This is a genomic window from Ensifer sp. SL37, from assembly GCF_026672675.1.
Taxonomy (GTDB): Bacteria; Pseudomonadota; Alphaproteobacteria; order Rhizobiales; family Rhizobiaceae; genus Ensifer; species Ensifer adhaerens.
Genome location: NZ_JAPPRN010000006.1, coordinates 2691203 through 2705784, shown reverse-complemented (window position 1 = coordinate 2705784; position 14582 = coordinate 2691203). Strand labels below are relative to the sequence as shown.

At 63.9% G+C, this 14582-nt stretch carries 14 protein-coding genes and 1 pseudogene; 12 read left to right on the top strand and 3 right to left on the bottom strand.

What is annotated here, in order from left to right; translation table 11 throughout:
* The first annotated feature begins 128 nt into the window (after positions 1–128).
* Positions 129–848: a peptide-methionine (S)-S-oxide reductase MsrA gene (msrA, locus tag OVA00_RS25220; RefSeq protein WP_268089808.1), complete on the top strand. Its 720-nt coding sequence runs from the start codon at positions 129–131 to the stop codon at positions 846–848.
* Between the two features lie 30 nt (positions 849–878).
* On the opposite strand, the pseudogene OVA00_RS25215 reads toward msrA, so the two are convergent.
* Positions 879–1779 (bottom strand): annotated as a pseudogene (locus tag OVA00_RS25215) (alpha/beta hydrolase).
* A 179-nt stretch (positions 1780–1958) separates the two neighbouring features.
* Here OVA00_RS25215 and OVA00_RS25210 point away from each other — a divergent pair.
* The 10 genes from OVA00_RS25210 (at position 1959) to OVA00_RS25165 (ending at position 12069) form a co-directional block, all read left to right on the top strand.
* Complete coding sequence (locus OVA00_RS25210) at positions 1959–2867, top strand: LysR family transcriptional regulator (RefSeq protein ID WP_029742595.1); 909 nt, start codon at positions 1959–1961, stop codon at positions 2865–2867.
* Positions 2868–3050: 183 nt separating this feature from the next.
* Positions 3051–4211, top strand: coding sequence for an ABC transporter substrate-binding protein (locus OVA00_RS25205; RefSeq protein WP_029742594.1), 1161 nt, complete (start codon positions 3051–3053; stop codon positions 4209–4211).
* A 193-nt stretch (positions 4212–4404) separates the two neighbouring features.
* The gene (locus tag OVA00_RS25200; protein ID WP_029742593.1) at positions 4405–5403 is read left to right on the top strand and encodes an ABC transporter ATP-binding protein; all 999 of its coding nucleotides are present in this window, start codon (positions 4405–4407) and stop codon (positions 5401–5403) included.
* The gene (locus tag OVA00_RS25195) at positions 5400–6350 is read left to right on the top strand and encodes an ABC transporter permease (protein ID WP_060515874.1); all 951 of its coding nucleotides are present in this window, start codon (positions 5400–5402) and stop codon (positions 6348–6350) included. Before OVA00_RS25200 ends, OVA00_RS25195 begins: the two co-directional genes overlap by 4 nt.
* Complete coding sequence (locus tag OVA00_RS25190) at positions 6340–7152, top strand: ABC transporter permease (protein ID WP_034792091.1); 813 nt, start codon at positions 6340–6342, stop codon at positions 7150–7152. The genes OVA00_RS25195 and OVA00_RS25190 overlap by 11 nt, the downstream gene beginning before the upstream one ends.
* Before the next feature lie 24 nt (positions 7153–7176).
* Positions 7177–8604: a gamma-aminobutyraldehyde dehydrogenase gene (locus tag OVA00_RS25185; RefSeq protein ID WP_268089807.1), complete on the top strand. Its 1428-nt coding sequence runs from the start codon at positions 7177–7179 to the stop codon at positions 8602–8604.
* 59 nt (positions 8605–8663) lie between these two features.
* Positions 8664–9158: an ester cyclase gene (locus OVA00_RS25180; protein WP_268089806.1), complete on the top strand. Its 495-nt coding sequence runs from the start codon at positions 8664–8666 to the stop codon at positions 9156–9158.
* Positions 9159–9491: 333 nt separating this feature from the next.
* On the top strand, positions 9492–10151 hold the full coding sequence (fhuF, locus tag OVA00_RS25175) for a siderophore-iron reductase FhuF (RefSeq protein ID WP_112771210.1): 660 nt from the start codon (positions 9492–9494) through the stop codon (positions 10149–10151).
* A 33-nt stretch (positions 10152–10184) separates the two neighbouring features.
* Positions 10185–11294, top strand: coding sequence for an ABC transporter substrate-binding protein (locus tag OVA00_RS25170; protein WP_268090367.1), 1110 nt, complete (start codon positions 10185–10187; stop codon positions 11292–11294).
* Positions 11295–11544: 250 nt separating this feature from the next.
* Positions 11545–12069 carry a hypothetical protein gene (locus OVA00_RS25165; RefSeq protein ID WP_060515871.1) on the top strand — a complete coding sequence of 175 codons (525 nt, stop codon included), beginning with the start codon at positions 11545–11547 and terminating at the stop codon, positions 12067–12069.
* A 58-nt stretch (positions 12070–12127) separates the two neighbouring features.
* Here OVA00_RS25165 and OVA00_RS25160 read toward each other — a convergent pair whose 3' ends face one another.
* Complete coding sequence (locus OVA00_RS25160) at positions 12128–12712, bottom strand: cysteine hydrolase family protein (protein WP_268089805.1); 585 nt, start codon at positions 12710–12712, stop codon at positions 12128–12130.
* 113 nt (positions 12713–12825) lie between these two features.
* On the opposite strand from OVA00_RS25160, the gene OVA00_RS25155 reads away from it, so the two are divergent.
* A complete protein-coding gene (locus tag OVA00_RS25155; RefSeq protein ID WP_226020607.1) occupies positions 12826–13269 on the top strand; it encodes an Lrp/AsnC family transcriptional regulator in 444 nt (147 codons plus the stop codon).
* Between the two features lie 62 nt (positions 13270–13331).
* Here the strand turns inward: OVA00_RS25155 and OVA00_RS25150 are convergent, their stop codons facing one another.
* Complete coding sequence (locus OVA00_RS25150) at positions 13332–14564, bottom strand: aromatic ring-hydroxylating oxygenase subunit alpha (protein ID WP_268089804.1); 1233 nt, start codon at positions 14562–14564, stop codon at positions 13332–13334.
* Positions 14565–14582: the final 18 nt, after the last annotated feature.

The window sequence follows — 14582 nt, the reverse complement described above, 5'->3', positions numbered from 1 at the left end:
TGCTTGCCCACTGGTATCGGATCGTCACGTTGGCGTGAAGCACGCGATCGCGATTTGACCGTTGCCAATCCCATGAAAACATGAGGTCATCGAACGCCGGCGCTGGAGCCGGGCGACGGGAGGACGCGATGGCGCGCAGCAAGTCGGTACAAACCTCTGACAGATCCCTCACAAGATTGACCGCGGCCTTCGCCGCGTTGCTGGCGTTTTCGCCCATCGCCGCCGCCCAGGAGCCGGCCGTCGTCATCCCGCCGCCGTCACTCGACGAGAAGTCATCCGCTTCGACCGAAATCGCCGTCTTTGCCGGCGGCTGTTTCTGGGGCGTGCAGGGCGTCTTCCAGCACCTTAAGGGCGTGAAGAAAGCGGTCTCCGGCTATTCCGGCGGCACCGCGGCAACCGCCGACTACGAAACCGTGAGCGGCGGCAAGACCGGCCATGCGGAGGCGGTGGAAGTGACCTTCGATCCGCGCGACGTCACCTATGGCCGGCTGCTGCAGGTGTTCTTCTCCGTCGCCCACAATCCGACCCAACTCAACTATCAGGGGCCGGATCACGGCCCGCAGTATCGATCGGCGCTCTTTACCGTCACCGATGAACAGAAGCGGATCGCCGATGCCTATATGGCCCAGCTCGGCAAATCAGCCGCCTTCCCGGCAAGGATCGTCACGCAGGTTTCGCCCTTCAAGGGCTTCTACGCTGCCGAGGACTATCATCAGGATTTCCTGACGCGAAACCCGACGCACCCCTATATCGTCTACAACGACCTGCCGAAGATCGAGAACTTGAGAACCCTGTTCCCCGAGGCCTTCCAGGCAAATCCGGTGCTGGTGTTCAAGGCGAAGAGCTAGGTCCGCTTCACAAACGGACACAGCAGGTCGTCAACGCGTTCCGACAAGGACCGCCACGCCTTCCGCCAGCCGGCGAAAGCCTTCGCGCGCGCCCTCGCTCATGTGCCGCGCCCTCAGCCACGCATGGATCATCTGCGGCTCCTCGCGGAAGGTGACGTTCACGCCCGCCATGGCAAGCCGCGCCGCATAGAGGCGGGCATCGTCGCGCAAGGGGTCAAAGAAGGCGCCGGTTACATAGCTCGGCGGCAGGCCCGAGAGATCCGTTTCCGCTAGCGGCGCGGCGAAGGGATTGTCCGCCGGCGCCTTGAGGATATCGCGATAGTAGCTGACATCGGCGGTCGTCAGTCCCGGCGCCTCCGCCATGTCGGCATAGGAACCCGACACGAGATCGCCGCCAAGGCCGGGATAGATCAGCACCTGGCCAAACGATGCCGGAAAGCCTTTCCGCCCGCGCCTTGAGAACGATGCCAGCCGTGAGATTGCCGCCGGCGCTGTCGCCGGCCACGACGACCGGGCGGCCGTCGGACAGGAGGTGTTGCAGCACTGCGTAGCTGTCGTCAAAGGCAGCCGGCCAGACATGCTCCGGCGCGAGCCGATAATCGACCGAGACCAGCTCGGCCTGAGCGAAATTCGCAAGCTCGGCACAGATCGCATCATGGCTGTCGAGCGAACCGACGACGAAGCCGCCGCCATGGATGTAATAGATGCGCGTTTCGCTCGAGACCTTGGCCGGCCGGTAGCGCCGGGTCGGGATAAGGCCGTCGACGAGTTCATCCATGCGCGTCAGCCCGGCCGGGCTCGGCGCATCGAATTCGGCGCAGAGCGCGTCATACCATTTGCGCTGCTGTTCGATCGAGGCATCGACCGCGTCGGCGGGATAGAAGTCCTCGCAGCGGCGATGAAAGGCGAGGATCCCCTCCTCCGTCGGCATCGGCCGCTTGGTCACCTGATCCACGTCGTCCTCCCTGCAATCCCGAAGTCGCCTGCAGCTTAGCACCGGCGTTCCGGCTCTCTGTCCGAAAACCGACATGACGGGAAAAAATCGGCGGTCGATCCGGTTGCATCGGCCACCCGCTTGCCAGCCCTGCCTCGCACCTATTAACTCTCGCCATGGCCTTCACTTTCAGACAGTTGCAATATTTCGTCGCCGTCGCCGAACAGGGGTCGATCACCCGTGCGGCGCAGAACCTGTCGATCTCGCAATCCTCGATCACCGAGGCGATCAAGGAGCTGGAAGGCGATCTCGGCGTCGAGCTCTTCGACCGGCATCCGCGCGGCCTGTCGATCACCCACAACGGCCACCAGTTCCTGCGCCACGCCACCAAGATCCTCTCCAATGTCTCGGACGCCCGCCGCAGCTTTTCCGACAGCCGCGAGGAAACCGGCGGCAAGCTCAACCTCGGCGTCACCTCGCTTGTGGCCGGTTACGTGCTCTCCGATCTGCTGGCGCGATACCGCCGCGCCTGCCCCGGCGTGGAAGTCAGCGCCATCGAGGACAACGGCTCCTATCTCGAACATCTGCTGATCGGCGGCGAGCTCGATGTCGCCGTCATGGTCATATCCAACCTGCGCGACCGCATGGCGCTGCAGGCGGAGATTTTGGAGACCTCGCCCTATCGCCTGTGGCTGCCGATCGGACATCCCTTGGTCAGCGCCGACATCATCTCCGTCAGCGATATCGCCAAGGAACCGCTGATCATGCTGACAGTGGACGAAATCGAGGAGAACACCGGCAAGCTTTTGTCCGCACTTGGCGCCCGCCCGCATGTCGCCTTCCGCACCCGCTCGGTCGAAGCGGTGCGCAGCCTGGTGGCGACAGGCGCCGGCATCGCGCTTTTGCCTGACCTCGTCTACCGCCCCTGGTCGCTGGAAGGCGACCGCATCGAGAGTCGCGACGTGTCGGGCGCGCTTCCCGTCGTGCAGGTCGGCATGGTCTGGCGCAAGGGCTCCGGCCTGCCACAATCGGCGCGCGATTTCGTCGGCATCGCCGAAGCGCTGAGAAGCGCCAGACCGCGCTAATTCACTAGATTTATTAGTCTTCTCCCGACACTGGCCACACCTTTGGCGTGCCGGTGGGTGACCGATATCGGAAAAACCGAAAGCGACATTCTGTTTAATGAATTTGCGAATACGGTGAAATGAAGGCACGCTTCATCCTGGGAACGAAGCCGCAAAACGCGGCTCAAAACTGGGAGAATTCAGATGAAGCAGATGCTCAAATCTTGCACGGCATTGACCCTGTCGCTCGGCCTTGTCGCCCCGGCCTTCGCGCAGGAGCCGCTGAAGGAACTCGGCAAGGGCGAAGGCGAACTCTCCATCGTCGCCTGGGCCGGCTACATCGAACGCGGCGAGACCGACAAGGCCTATGACTGGGTCACGGATTTCGAAAAGCAGACCGGCTGCAAGGTCTCGGTCAAGACCGCCGCCACCTCGGACGAAATGGTGGCGCTGATGAACGAAGGCGGCTTCGACCTTGTCACCGCCTCGGGCGACGCCTCGCTGCGCCTCGTCGCCGGCAAGCGCGTCCAGCCGATCAACACCGATCTCATCCCGAGTTGGAAGACGATCGACGAGCGCATGCAGAACGCACCCTGGTACACAGTCAATGGCGTCCACTACGGCACGCCCTACGTCTGGGGCCCGAACGTGCTGATGTACAACAAGGACGCCTTCAAGGGCGAAGCGCCGAAGAGCTGGAACGTCGTCTTCGAGGAAATGAACCTGCCCGACGGCAAGTCCAACAAGGGCCGCGTCCAGGCCTATGACGGCCCGATCCATGTGGCCGACGCTGCCAACTACCTGATGAAGCACAAGCCGGAACTCGGCATCAAGGACCCCTACGAACTCAATGAAGACCAGTACAAGGCAGCGCTCGAGCTGCTGCGCGGCCAGCGCAAGATCGTCGGCCGCTACTGGCACGACGCGATGATCCAGATCGACGACTTCAAGAACGAAGGCGTCGTCGCCTCCGGCTCCTGGCCGTTCCAGGTCAACCTGATGGAAGCCGAGAAGCTGCCGATCGCCTCGACCATTCCGGAAGAAGGCGTGACCGGATGGGCCGACACCACCATGCTGCACGCCGACAGCCAGCATCCGAACTGCGCCTATATGTGGATGGAGCACTCGCTGTCGCCGAAGGTCCAGGGCGACGTCTCCGCCTGGTTCGGCGCCAACCCGTCGGTCGGTGCGGCCTGCAAGGGCAACGAACTCTTGACCGACGCCGGCTGCAAGACCAACGGCTACGAGGACTTCGACAAGGTCAAGTTCTGGAAGACGCCGGTGACGAAGTGTGAAAGCCAGGGCGAATGCGTGCCCTATCACCGCTGGGTCTCCGACTATATCGGCGTGATCGGCGGCCGCTAAGCCGTCAGACCTATCGCAAGCATTTGCCCCTCACCCTGACCCTCTCCCCGCACGCTGGGAGAGGGAACGCCCTCGGCCAAACCGTAGGGCGTGAACTTGAGGCAAGACGCCCGCCGCACGTCCCCTTCGCCCCGCCTGCGGGGAGAAGACGCCGGCAGGGCGGATGAGGGGCCACATTTCCCGGAGCCATACAATGACCACCGCCGTTCTCTTCGACAATGTTTCCCGCCACTTCGGCGCCGTGCGCGCCGTTGATGGCGTGAACCTCGAGATTGCCGAGGGCGAGTTCTTCGCCATGCTCGGCCCCTCAGGCTCCGGCAAGACCACCTGCCTGCGCCTGATGGCCGGCTTCGAGCAGCCGACCGGCGGCCATATCGAGATCTTCGGCGAAACGGCGGAGGGCGTGCCGCCCTATCGCCGCAGCGTCAACACCGTCTTCCAGGACTACGCGCTCTTCCCGCACCTCTCGATCCTCGACAACGTCGCCTATGGGCTGATGGTCAAGGGTGTCGGCCGCGAGGAGCGGCGCAAGGCGGCCGAGGACGCACTCGCCATGGTCAAGCTGCCGGGCTATGGCACCCGCCGTCCCGGGCAACTCTCCGGCGGCCAGCGCCAGCGCGTGGCGCTCGCCCGGGCACTTGTCAACAAGCCCAAGGTGTTGCTCCTCGACGAGCCGCTCGGCGCGCTCGATCTGAAGCTGCGCGAGCAGATGCAGGAGGAACTGAAGAGCCTGCAGAAGTCGCTCGGCATCACCTTCGTCTTCGTCACCCACGACCAGGGCGAGGCGTTGTCGATGGCCGACCGCATCGCCGTCTTCAACGATGGCCGCATCCAGCAGCTTGGCAGCCCGGAAGACGTCTACAAGCAGCCGAAGACGCGGTTTGTCGCAGATTTCGTCGGCTCGTCCAACGTGCTGCCGCAAAAGCTCTGCCAGCGGCTCGGGCTGAAGGCACCCTTTGCGAGCCTACGTCCCGAAGCGATCGTCCTCGCCCAGCCGGTAGATGGCGCGCTCAGCCTCTCGGGCACCGTCTCGGCCCATAGCTTCCTCGGTGCCGTCAACCGTGTCGTCGTCGATGTCGATGGCGCCCGCGTCGCGGTCGCCAGCCCCGCAGCGCTCGCCGTGCCCGCGCTCGGCAGCCCCGTCACCATCAGCTTTGCCGCAAACGAGCTGCACCCGATGGAGGACGCATGACCGCCTTTGCCGAACCCCTCGTTCTGCCTGAACGCCGAGGCCCCGCCGGCCGCCTGTCGGACTTCTTCTGGAAGCACCCGCATCTGCTTCTGTTGATCATGCTCGCCCCGCCGCTGCTCTGGCTCGGCGTCGTTTATCTCGGCTCGCTGTTTGCGCTTCTGCTCCAGAGCTTCTTCTCGATCGACGATTTCTCGGGCCTGATTAACTACGAGTTCACGCTCGCGACCTATCGCCAACTGCTCAGCGAAACCAATCTCGACATTATCCTGCGCACCGTGCTGATGGCGGCGACCGTCACCGTCGCTTCCGCCGTCATCGCCTTCCCGATCGCCTATTACGCCGCGCGCTACGCACAGGGGAAATGGAAGGTGCTCTTCTATCTCGGCGTGATGCTGCCGCTCTGGTCGAGCTATCTGGTCAAGATCTATGCCTGGAAGCTGATTTTGGCCAAGGAGGGCATCCTCACCTGGTTCTTCGAAAAGCTGCATCTCATGTGGCTGCTCGACGGCTGGCTGTCGCTACCCGTGGTCGGTGGCAACTCGCTCTCGGTCAGCTACACCGGCACCTTCATCGTCTTCGTCTATGTCTGGCTGCCCTTCATGATCCTGCCGATCCAGGCAGCGCTGGAGCGCGTCCCCGGCAACCTGATCGAGGCGTCCTCCGATCTCGGCGGCACGCCGGCCCAGACCTTCCGCTACGTGCTCTTTCCGCTGGCCCTGCCCGGCATTGTCGCCGGCTCGATCTTCACCTTCTCGCTGACGCTCGGCGACTACATCATCCCGCAGATCGTCGGCTCGTCGCGCCTCTTCATTGGCCAGGCCGTCTATGCCCAGCAGGGCACGGCCGGCAACATCCCGCTGGCCGCCGCATTCACGGTCGTCCCGATCGTCATCATGGGCGCGTACCTCTTCGTCGCCAAACGCATGGGAGCCTTCGATGCGCTCTGAACGAAACCGCTCACCGATGGGCCTGAAGATTGCGGCCGCCGCCGGCCTCGCCTTCCTGCACCTGCCGATCCTCCTGATCTTTCTCTACGCGTTCACGACCGAGGAAAAGAGCTACCAGTTCCCGCCGCCGGGGCTGACGACGCAATGGTTCGCCGTTGCCTGGAACCGGCCCGACGTCTGGGCGGCGCTAACGCTTTCGGTCAAGGTCGCCTCGATCGCAACCGCGGTCGCGCTGGTGCTCGGCACGCTCTGCGCCGCAGCCGTCAGCCAGACGCGCTTCTTCGGCCGCGAGACGGTCTCGCTGCTCGTCATCCTGCCGATCGCGTTGCCCGGCATCATCACCGGCATTGCGCTGCGCTCCGCCTTCTCGATGGCCGATATTCCGTTTTCCTTCTGGACCATCGTGCTCGGCCACGCGACCTTCTGCATCGTCGTTGTCTACAACAATGCGGTCGCCCGCTTCCGGCGGATTTCCGGCTCGCTGATCGAGGCCTCGATGGACCTTGGCGCCGACGGCTTCCAGACCTTCCGCTACATCATCCTGCCGAACATCGGCACGGCTCTGCTTGCCGGCGGCATGCTCGCCTTCGCGCTCTCCTTCGACGAGGTGATCGTTACCACCTTCACTGCCGGCCAGCAGTCCACGCTGCCGATCTGGATGCTCGAAGAGCTGATCCGCCCGCGCCAGCGGCCGGTGACCAATGTGGTTGCCATGGTCGTGGTGCTCGTCACTTTCCTGCCGATCCTCGGCGCCTACTACCTCACCCGCGACGGCGACCAGATCGCCGGCGCCGGCAAATAACTCGACTATCAAGGGAGAACAGACATGGACACCCAACTGCTGATCGGATCGCGCTTCGAGGCCGGCACCGAGGCCGACGAACACATCCTGAACCCGCGGACGGGCGGCAAGATCGTCGATCTGCCGGAAGCCTCGCATGCCCAGGTCGAGGCGGCCGTCGACGCCGCTGAAAGCGCCTTCACCAGCTGGTCGCAGACGACACCGGCCGAACGCTCCAACTATCTCTTGAAGATCGCCGATGCGATCGAGAAGGATGCGGACGGCTTTGCAGCGCTCGAGGCGCTCAACTGCGGTAAGCCGATCAATGCGGTCAAGAACGACGAACTGCCGGCGATCGTCGACTGCTGGCGTTTCTTTGCCGGCGCCGTGCGCAACCTGCACGCCCCGACCGCAGGCGAATACCTGCCCGGCCACACCTCGATGATCCGCCGCGATCCGATCGGCATCGTCGGCTCGATCGCGCCGTGGAACTATCCGCTGATGATGATGGCCTGGAAGCTGGCGCCGGCGATCGCCGGCGGCAACACCGTCGTCTTCAAGCCATCCGAACAGACGCCGCTGACGGCGCTGAAGCTCGCGCGGGTGCTTGCCGACATCCTGCCGGAAGGCGTGGTCAATGTTGTCAGCGGCCGCGGCGAAACCGTCGGCAATGCGCTGATCAACCATCCGAAGATTTCGATGGTCTCGATCACCGGCGATATCGCTACCGGCAAGAAAGTGCTGGCGGCGGCCGCCAAGACCGTGAAACGCACCCATCTGGAGCTCGGCGGCAAGGCCCCGGTCATCGTCTATGACGACGCCGACCTCGAAGCGGTTGTCAACGGCATCCGCACCTTCGGCTATTACAATGCCGGCCAGGACTGCACCGCCGCCTGCCGCATCTATGCCGAAGCCGGTATCTACGAGAAGCTGGTCGCCGACCTCACCTCGGCCGTCTCGACCATCCGCTACAACCTCGCCGACGACACCGAAAACGAGATCGGCCCGCTGATTTCGCGCCGCCAGCGCGATCGCGTTGCGAGCTTCGTCGAGCGCGCTGCCGACCAGAAGCACATCGAGATCACCACCGGCGGTGCCGCCGGCAGCTCGGACGGCTTCTTCTTCCAGCCGACGGTTGTGGCCGGCGCCACGCAGGAAGACGAGATCGTGCGCCGCGAAGTCTTCGGCCCCGTCGTCTCCGTTACCCGCTTCACCGGCAAGGACGATGCCGTCGCCTGGGCCAACGACAGCGACTATGGCCTCGCCTCCTCCGTCTGGACCAAGGACATTTCCCGGGCGATGAAGGTCGCCTCCCGCCTGCAATATGGCTGCACCTGGATCAACACCCACTTCATGCTGACCAACGAGATGCCGCATGGCGGCGTCAAGCAGTCGGGCTACGGCAAGGACATGTCGGTCTACGCGCTCGAGGACTACACCGCCGTTCGCCACATCATGATCAACCACGGCTGAGGCTCACCGCCCCGGGCGCGGAGAATGCATGCAAACGAAACAAACGGGAGGAGTTTGCGATGTACCGTCGTCAATTGCTTGTTGCCGCTGGAGCCCTCGGCCTCAGCGCCCTCGTGCTCACGCCGGCGGCGTTTGCCGCCGACGCGCCGCCGGATGTGGTCGCGGCCTATGTCGCGGCCTGGAATGCCCATGACTCGAGCAAGGCCGCATCCTACTTCGCCGATGACGTCACCTATTACGACGCGTCGGTCGGCAAGCCGGTCACCGGCAAGGATGCCGCCAAGACCGGCGTCATCGACAATTTCCTGAACGCGGTGCCTGATGCCGTCTGGACCATGAAGGGTGATCCGATCGCTAGCGGCGACAAAGTCTCCTTCGAATGGGAGTTCTCCGGCACCAATTCGGGCGCCTGGGCCGACGGCACGGCCGTGACCAACAAGAGCTTCAAGTTCACCGGCGCCTCGGTCTTCACCGTCAAGGATGGCAAGATCGCCGCCCAGAACGACTATTACGACGCGCTCGGCTTTTACAAGCAGCTCGGTCTGATGCAGTAGGCGAGCCGAGCGGCCGTTTCGCCGCTTCGATGGCCGCAGGCTTCGGCTTCCGGCCATCGTCTCTTGGCTTCAAATCATGAATACAAAACTCATAAATGACTTGCACCGGAAAAAATCTTGAGTAACACGATCACCTTATGAGTTTCTGACCACGCTCAGAAGGTATCGCATGCTTGCAGGACGGCGTTCTTCCAAGGCTCCATTTCCGATCGGGCTTACCCGCGCGCGGGTGACGTCTTGACGGCGGCCGTGTCCGAACCGGTCGTCGCGACAGGCGGCCCCAAGGCGCTGTCGGCCGCCTTTGCCGGCACCCATGCCTGGTGCAATGAGAAGATGGTGCTCTCGGACGAGCTTTCCGACGGCATGGCGCTGCCGGACTTCTTTGCCTCCGGCGCCTTCGACCGCGCGCTCGATATCTACACGGAGAAATCCGGCGCCAGCGACCGCCGTGCCGTCGCCTCCATGTGGTCGCTCTACTATTTTTCGAGCCTCACCATTCCCTATCTCGTCGCGCGCGTGCTTGACGATCAGGTGCTGCCCGTCGCCTTCGATCAGATGAAGGTGGCGCTCGCCGAGGATGGCCTGCCGCGAACCTTCGGTGTCGCCACACCGGGCGACTGGCAGAAAGCGGACGATAGCGACGTTTTCGCCACGCTTGCCCCCCTGATGCAGGGGCATCTGCGTGAGGTCGTCAGCTATCTCAAGTCCGTCGGCGGCATCGCCCCGAAGCTCGCCTGGAACAATGCGCTCGTCTATATCGACTATGCGCTGCGCGCCTCCGGCATCGAGCCGCTGAACGCGCAGGCCGACGCGCTGATCGGCAGCAAGTCCCTGCCGGACGGCACACCCAATCCCTTCTTCGATTGCCTGCGGCACGAGGAGGAAGATGGCGCCCGTGTCTGCCGGCGCAAGATCTGCTGCCTGCGCTATCTGCTGCCCGGCGTCCCGAGCTGCGGCAGCCTCTGCGCCCTCCCAAGCCAAAGGAACCAATAGGTTTTGTCTTCCCGCTTCCTCTTCCCGGCCGCCCTGCGGCTGACGCTCGTTTTCATCACCGCCCTGCTCTTTGCTGTCTCCGCCCGCGCCGAAAGCAACTGGCCGATGACCGTCACCGATGCGGTCGGCCGCGAGGTGACGATACCGGCAAAGCCGAAGGCGATCCTGCTTGGAAGCGGCTTCAATCTCGTCGCCCTGTCGCTCATCCATCCCGATCCCGTCAGCCTGCTTGCGGCCTGGTCCGGCGACATGAAGACCGACAACCCCGAGATCTACGAGAGCTTCCGGCGTAAGTTTCCTGATATCGCCGACGTGCCGCAGATCGACGATGGCACCGGCCCGGGCCTCTCCTTCGAGACGCTGCTGACGGTGAAGGCCGATCTCGCGCTGCTCAATAACTGGCAATCCGACACCGAGTCCGGCAGGCGCGCCATTGAGTATCTGACCGGCATCGGCGTGCCCGTGGTGGTGGTCGATTTCAACAACGACGCGCTGACCGGCACGCCGCGCATGATGCGTCTGCTCGGCCGCATCCTCGAACGGGACGAACAGGCAGAAGCTTTCGCCCGGTTCTACGAGGGCAAGCTCAAGCTGATCCGCGACCGCATCGCCGCCAAGCCGGAACCGCGCCCGCTGGTGCTGATGGACGCCTTCCCCCAACCCGACCGCTGTTGCTGGGCCTATGGCACCGGCGGTCTCGGCGAATTCCTGACGGTGGCCGGCGGCCGCAATTTTGCCGAAGGCGTGCTGCCGCGGCCGGGCGGCACCGTCAACGCCGAGGCGATCATGGCCGCCAATCCGGAAATCTATATCGCCACCTCCTCGCCCGGCGGCAAATACGGCACGCTCTCGATCGGCCCCGGCGTCAGCGAAGACGAAGCGCGCGAGACGCTGGCCCGCACCATCGAGGCGCCGGCGCTGAAGACCATCCGCGCCGTCGAGGAAAAGCGCGTGCACGGTCTCTGGAACTTCTTCAATGCGATCCCGCTCAACATCGTCGCCGCCGAAGCCTTCGCCACCTGGATCCGGCCGGATCTGTTCGGCGATCTCGACCCCCAGAAGAGCCTTGCCGAGATCAACGCCCGCTTCGCCGCGGTGCCCTTCGAGGGCACCTACTGGGTGGACCTGACACCCAACAGATAGGGAGACGTCCTGTACACGCGAGCGCGGACCCACGCGGCATCGTCATGCGTGTTCACCAATTCGTCAGGGTGCTTCCTTTCGTCCGACGCCCCGGCGTGTTGCCAGTGGGCGCCCACCCTATATAAAGGCCAGGTGGTGTAGCGCGCCGTTCCAAAATGCGAGCGTCGCTGTAACACGTTGATCGGCTGCACGATTTCTCTGTTGCGTCGATTCCGGACCAAGGAATGATGCGGGGTTGAGGAGGATCTTGATGCTATGGTTGATCGCGTTACCGCTGGGTCTTGTCGTGGTGTATCTGGCAGCGCGCTTCAGCCGCTTTCGTCATTGGGCCGAACCGATCCTCTCCGTCGCCGTGGCGCTCGGCCTGCTCGTCGCCTTCATCATCTGGTTTGCCGACCGCGACGGTCGCACGCCGGCCGCGCCCCCGCCCGTTGAGACGACCCAACCGGCCGGCCTCACGGCCGCCGACGTTGCCCTCGAAGGCCTGACCTTCGAACAGAGCCAGCCGGAGAGAAGCTTCCGGCTGCGCGGCACGGTGACGAACAAAGGGCCGCAACTGCTCGAATATTTCCGCCTCGCGGTAACGCTCGAAAACTGCCCTGACGGCAATTGCGAGACGATCGGCAACGACACCGCACTCATCCTCGCCCGCGTGCCGGCGGGCCAGAGCCGTTCGTTCGAAACCTTCCTCACCTTCCCCAACCGCGAGGGCGAAAGCCTGACGGCGCCGAAATGGACGACCGAGATCCAGGAAGTCCGCGGCGCCAACCGGTAGTCGGCGGCGCGGGAGCGGAAGCACCTGAACGGTAGCCCCGTCTGCCCGCGCCCGACCGTCAAGCCGCTGCCGGTCGCTGCAACGCCTCGACGAGCTTCGCCGTCGACAACACCTCGGCAAATTCCGCCCGCAAGGTCGCCACGTGGGCGCGGTGGATTTCCCGCGCCGAGATCGCTCCGCCTTCGCCGTCCGGCTGGTCGAAACAATCGCAGGCATCCTCGACGAGGATCATGCGGTAGCCGAGATTGGCGCCGACGCGCACCGAGGTCGAGACGCACATGTCGGTAGAAATGCCGAAGGCGACGACCGTCTCGACGCCGAGACGACGCAGGCGCAAGTCGAGGTCGGTACCGATAAAGGCGGCGTTGACGCCCTTGGTGACGAGTGCCTCGTCTCCCATCGGTCCGAAGCCCGGCCGGAAGCCGTTGCCGGGCGCGCCGAGGGAAAGCGTCGAGCCGGGCATGACGCTGTCGTGGCGCACGTGAATGACTGGTCGGCCGCTTGCCCGCCAGGCGGCAAGGAGCGCAAGGCCGTTGCTGTCGACCGCCTCATTCCAGCGACGCGGCCAGGGGGCGCTGTCAAAGGCCTGCTGCATGTCGATCGGCAGCAGCACGGCGTTGTCGGGGACACTCATTTTGGGCATGGCAAGGCTCCTTGGTTGTAGGGAGACGCTATCTTGCATATCGTCCGATTTCACTGGACATGATGACGTCTGACCGGACATATGTCCGGAAATGGCGACAAGGAGGCGACGTTTTGACGGAAATCGATGAAAAGGATCGCCTGCTCTTGGCGGCTCTCAGACAGGATTCGCGCCAGAGCCTGGTGGCACTGGCCCGCCACAGCGGCCTTTCGCGCAGCGCGGCCCATGACCGGCTGCGACGGCTGGAATCCAAGGGCGTGATTGCCGGCTACACCATCCGCCTCGGCATCGAAGACCAGAGCCCGACCGTCAAATCGCTGATCGCGATCACTTTCCAGCCCGGCAAGAACTGCGACCATATCGTGCCGCATCTCTCGGCCATGCCGCCCATCGTCACCTGCTGGTCGCTCGCCGGCGCCACCGACCTGATGGTGCTGGTCGAATGCGCCTCCAACGGCGATCTCGACACCATCCGCCGCCAGATATCGATCATCCCGGGCGTCGCGACGGTGCAGACGCACGTGGCGCTGAGGACGCATTTCAACCGGCGGGACTAGGCAAACGAAATGCGTCGCCGGCACGCTTTCACCGGCGACGCGATTTGCCTGCAGCTTGCCGCTCAGGCCGGCCGGCTGATCTCGTCGAGATACCAGTTGATGTAGCGCAGCTCGTTCTGCTCCATCGGCGCGATTGGGCCTGGCACAAAGTAGTGCGAGCGCACGCCCCGAGCGGTGTGCTCGATGATCGCCTTGTCCTCGTCGGTCGTCACCTTCCAGAGCCAGGTGAGCTTTTCCAGATCGTAGTCGCGCCCCTCCTCGGCCTTGCCGTCGACGAGCCAGATCAGCTCCATCTCCGAGGTTTCGGCCGTCTTCGGGATGAAGCGGTAGATCATGCCGTGGTCCGGATAGCAGACGAGGAAGGTGGTGCCGCCCAGATGGATCGAGGTGACGCCGCCGTCGAAATCGGTGAAGCGGCCCATCAGCGTGCTCAGCGCCTGCCCGTCCTTGCTGCCGGTCTGGACGCCATCATAGAGCGCGTAGCGGAAGGCATGAATGGTCTCCTTGCCGCCGGTGGAATTCTGCCAGTGATTGCCGGAGGCGACCTCGATGCCGAGCGCGCAGGTGCGCGCCTCCATCCTGGCGTTCAGTTCCTCGATCAGGTGCAGCGGCTGTTCCAGCGCATGGGTTTCGGAATATTCCGGATGCGCCGGCCCGCAATGGTAGCACTCGACATAGTTTTCGACCGCAAGCTTCCAGTTGGCGTCGATCGCATAGCTCTGACGATGGGCGATCTTCGCCGAACCCCAGCCATACTGGCCGCAGGTCGCACGCAACAGGCGCTCGACTTCGGAGAAATCAAGCGGCTCGGCGGCAAAGGAGATGAAGATCAATCCTTCGACGACACGCACGTTGAGCTTCTTCAGGCCGTGGTCCTCGCGCTTGAAGTCCTTGGGCATCAGCCGCGCCGCCTTCAGCGCGCCATCATTGCCATAGGTCCAGGCATGGTAGGGACAGACGAAGGCACGGGCATTGCCCTTGTCCTTGGTGCAGACCTCGGCCCCGCGATGACGGCAGACATTGAGCATCGCATGGATCTCGCCGCTTGCCGTACGGGTGACGATCACCTGCTCGGAGGCCATGCGGAAGACCTCGAAATCATTGGCGTTGGGGATCGCGCTTTCATGGGCGACGCAATGCCAGTGACGCCGAAAAACTCGCTCGAGGTCCCGTTCATAGATCTCCGGGTCGAGGTAGAAGGCGCGGGCAAGCCCATGGCCCGGACGATGGCCGGCGACCAGCTGATCGATGCGGTCGCCCGCAACTGTCGTATCCTTAAGCTCCGATGCGAGCATGGACTGAACTCCAGAAAG

Coding starts and splice junctions, on each gene's coding strand:
- OVA00_RS25200 (WP_029742593.1), top strand. CDS start 4,405: ATGACCACCGCCGTTCTCTTCGACAATGTTTCCCGCCACTTCGGCGCC.
- OVA00_RS25210 (WP_029742595.1), top strand. CDS start 1,959: ATGGCCTTCACTTTCAGACAGTTGCAATATTTCGTCGCCGTCGCCGAA.
- OVA00_RS25160 (WP_268089805.1), bottom strand. CDS start 12,712: ATGCCCAAAATGAGTGTCCCCGACAACGCCGTGCTGCTGCCGATCGAC.
- OVA00_RS25185 (WP_268089807.1), top strand. CDS start 7,177: ATGGACACCCAACTGCTGATCGGATCGCGCTTCGAGGCCGGCACCGAG.
- OVA00_RS25190 (WP_034792091.1), top strand. CDS start 6,340: ATGCGCTCTGAACGAAACCGCTCACCGATGGGCCTGAAGATTGCGGCC.
- msrA (WP_268089808.1), top strand. CDS start 129: ATGGCGCGCAGCAAGTCGGTACAAACCTCTGACAGATCCCTCACAAGA.
- OVA00_RS25195 (WP_060515874.1), top strand. CDS start 5,400: ATGACCGCCTTTGCCGAACCCCTCGTTCTGCCTGAACGCCGAGGCCCC.
- OVA00_RS25180 (WP_268089806.1), top strand. CDS start 8,664: ATGTACCGTCGTCAATTGCTTGTTGCCGCTGGAGCCCTCGGCCTCAGC.
- fhuF (WP_112771210.1), top strand. CDS start 9,492: ATGGTGCTCTCGGACGAGCTTTCCGACGGCATGGCGCTGCCGGACTTC.
- OVA00_RS25205 (WP_029742594.1), top strand. CDS start 3,051: ATGAAGCAGATGCTCAAATCTTGCACGGCATTGACCCTGTCGCTCGGC.
- OVA00_RS25150 (WP_268089804.1), bottom strand. CDS start 14,564: ATGCTCGCATCGGAGCTTAAGGATACGACAGTTGCGGGCGACCGCATC.
- OVA00_RS25165 (WP_060515871.1), top strand. CDS start 11,545: ATGCTATGGTTGATCGCGTTACCGCTGGGTCTTGTCGTGGTGTATCTG.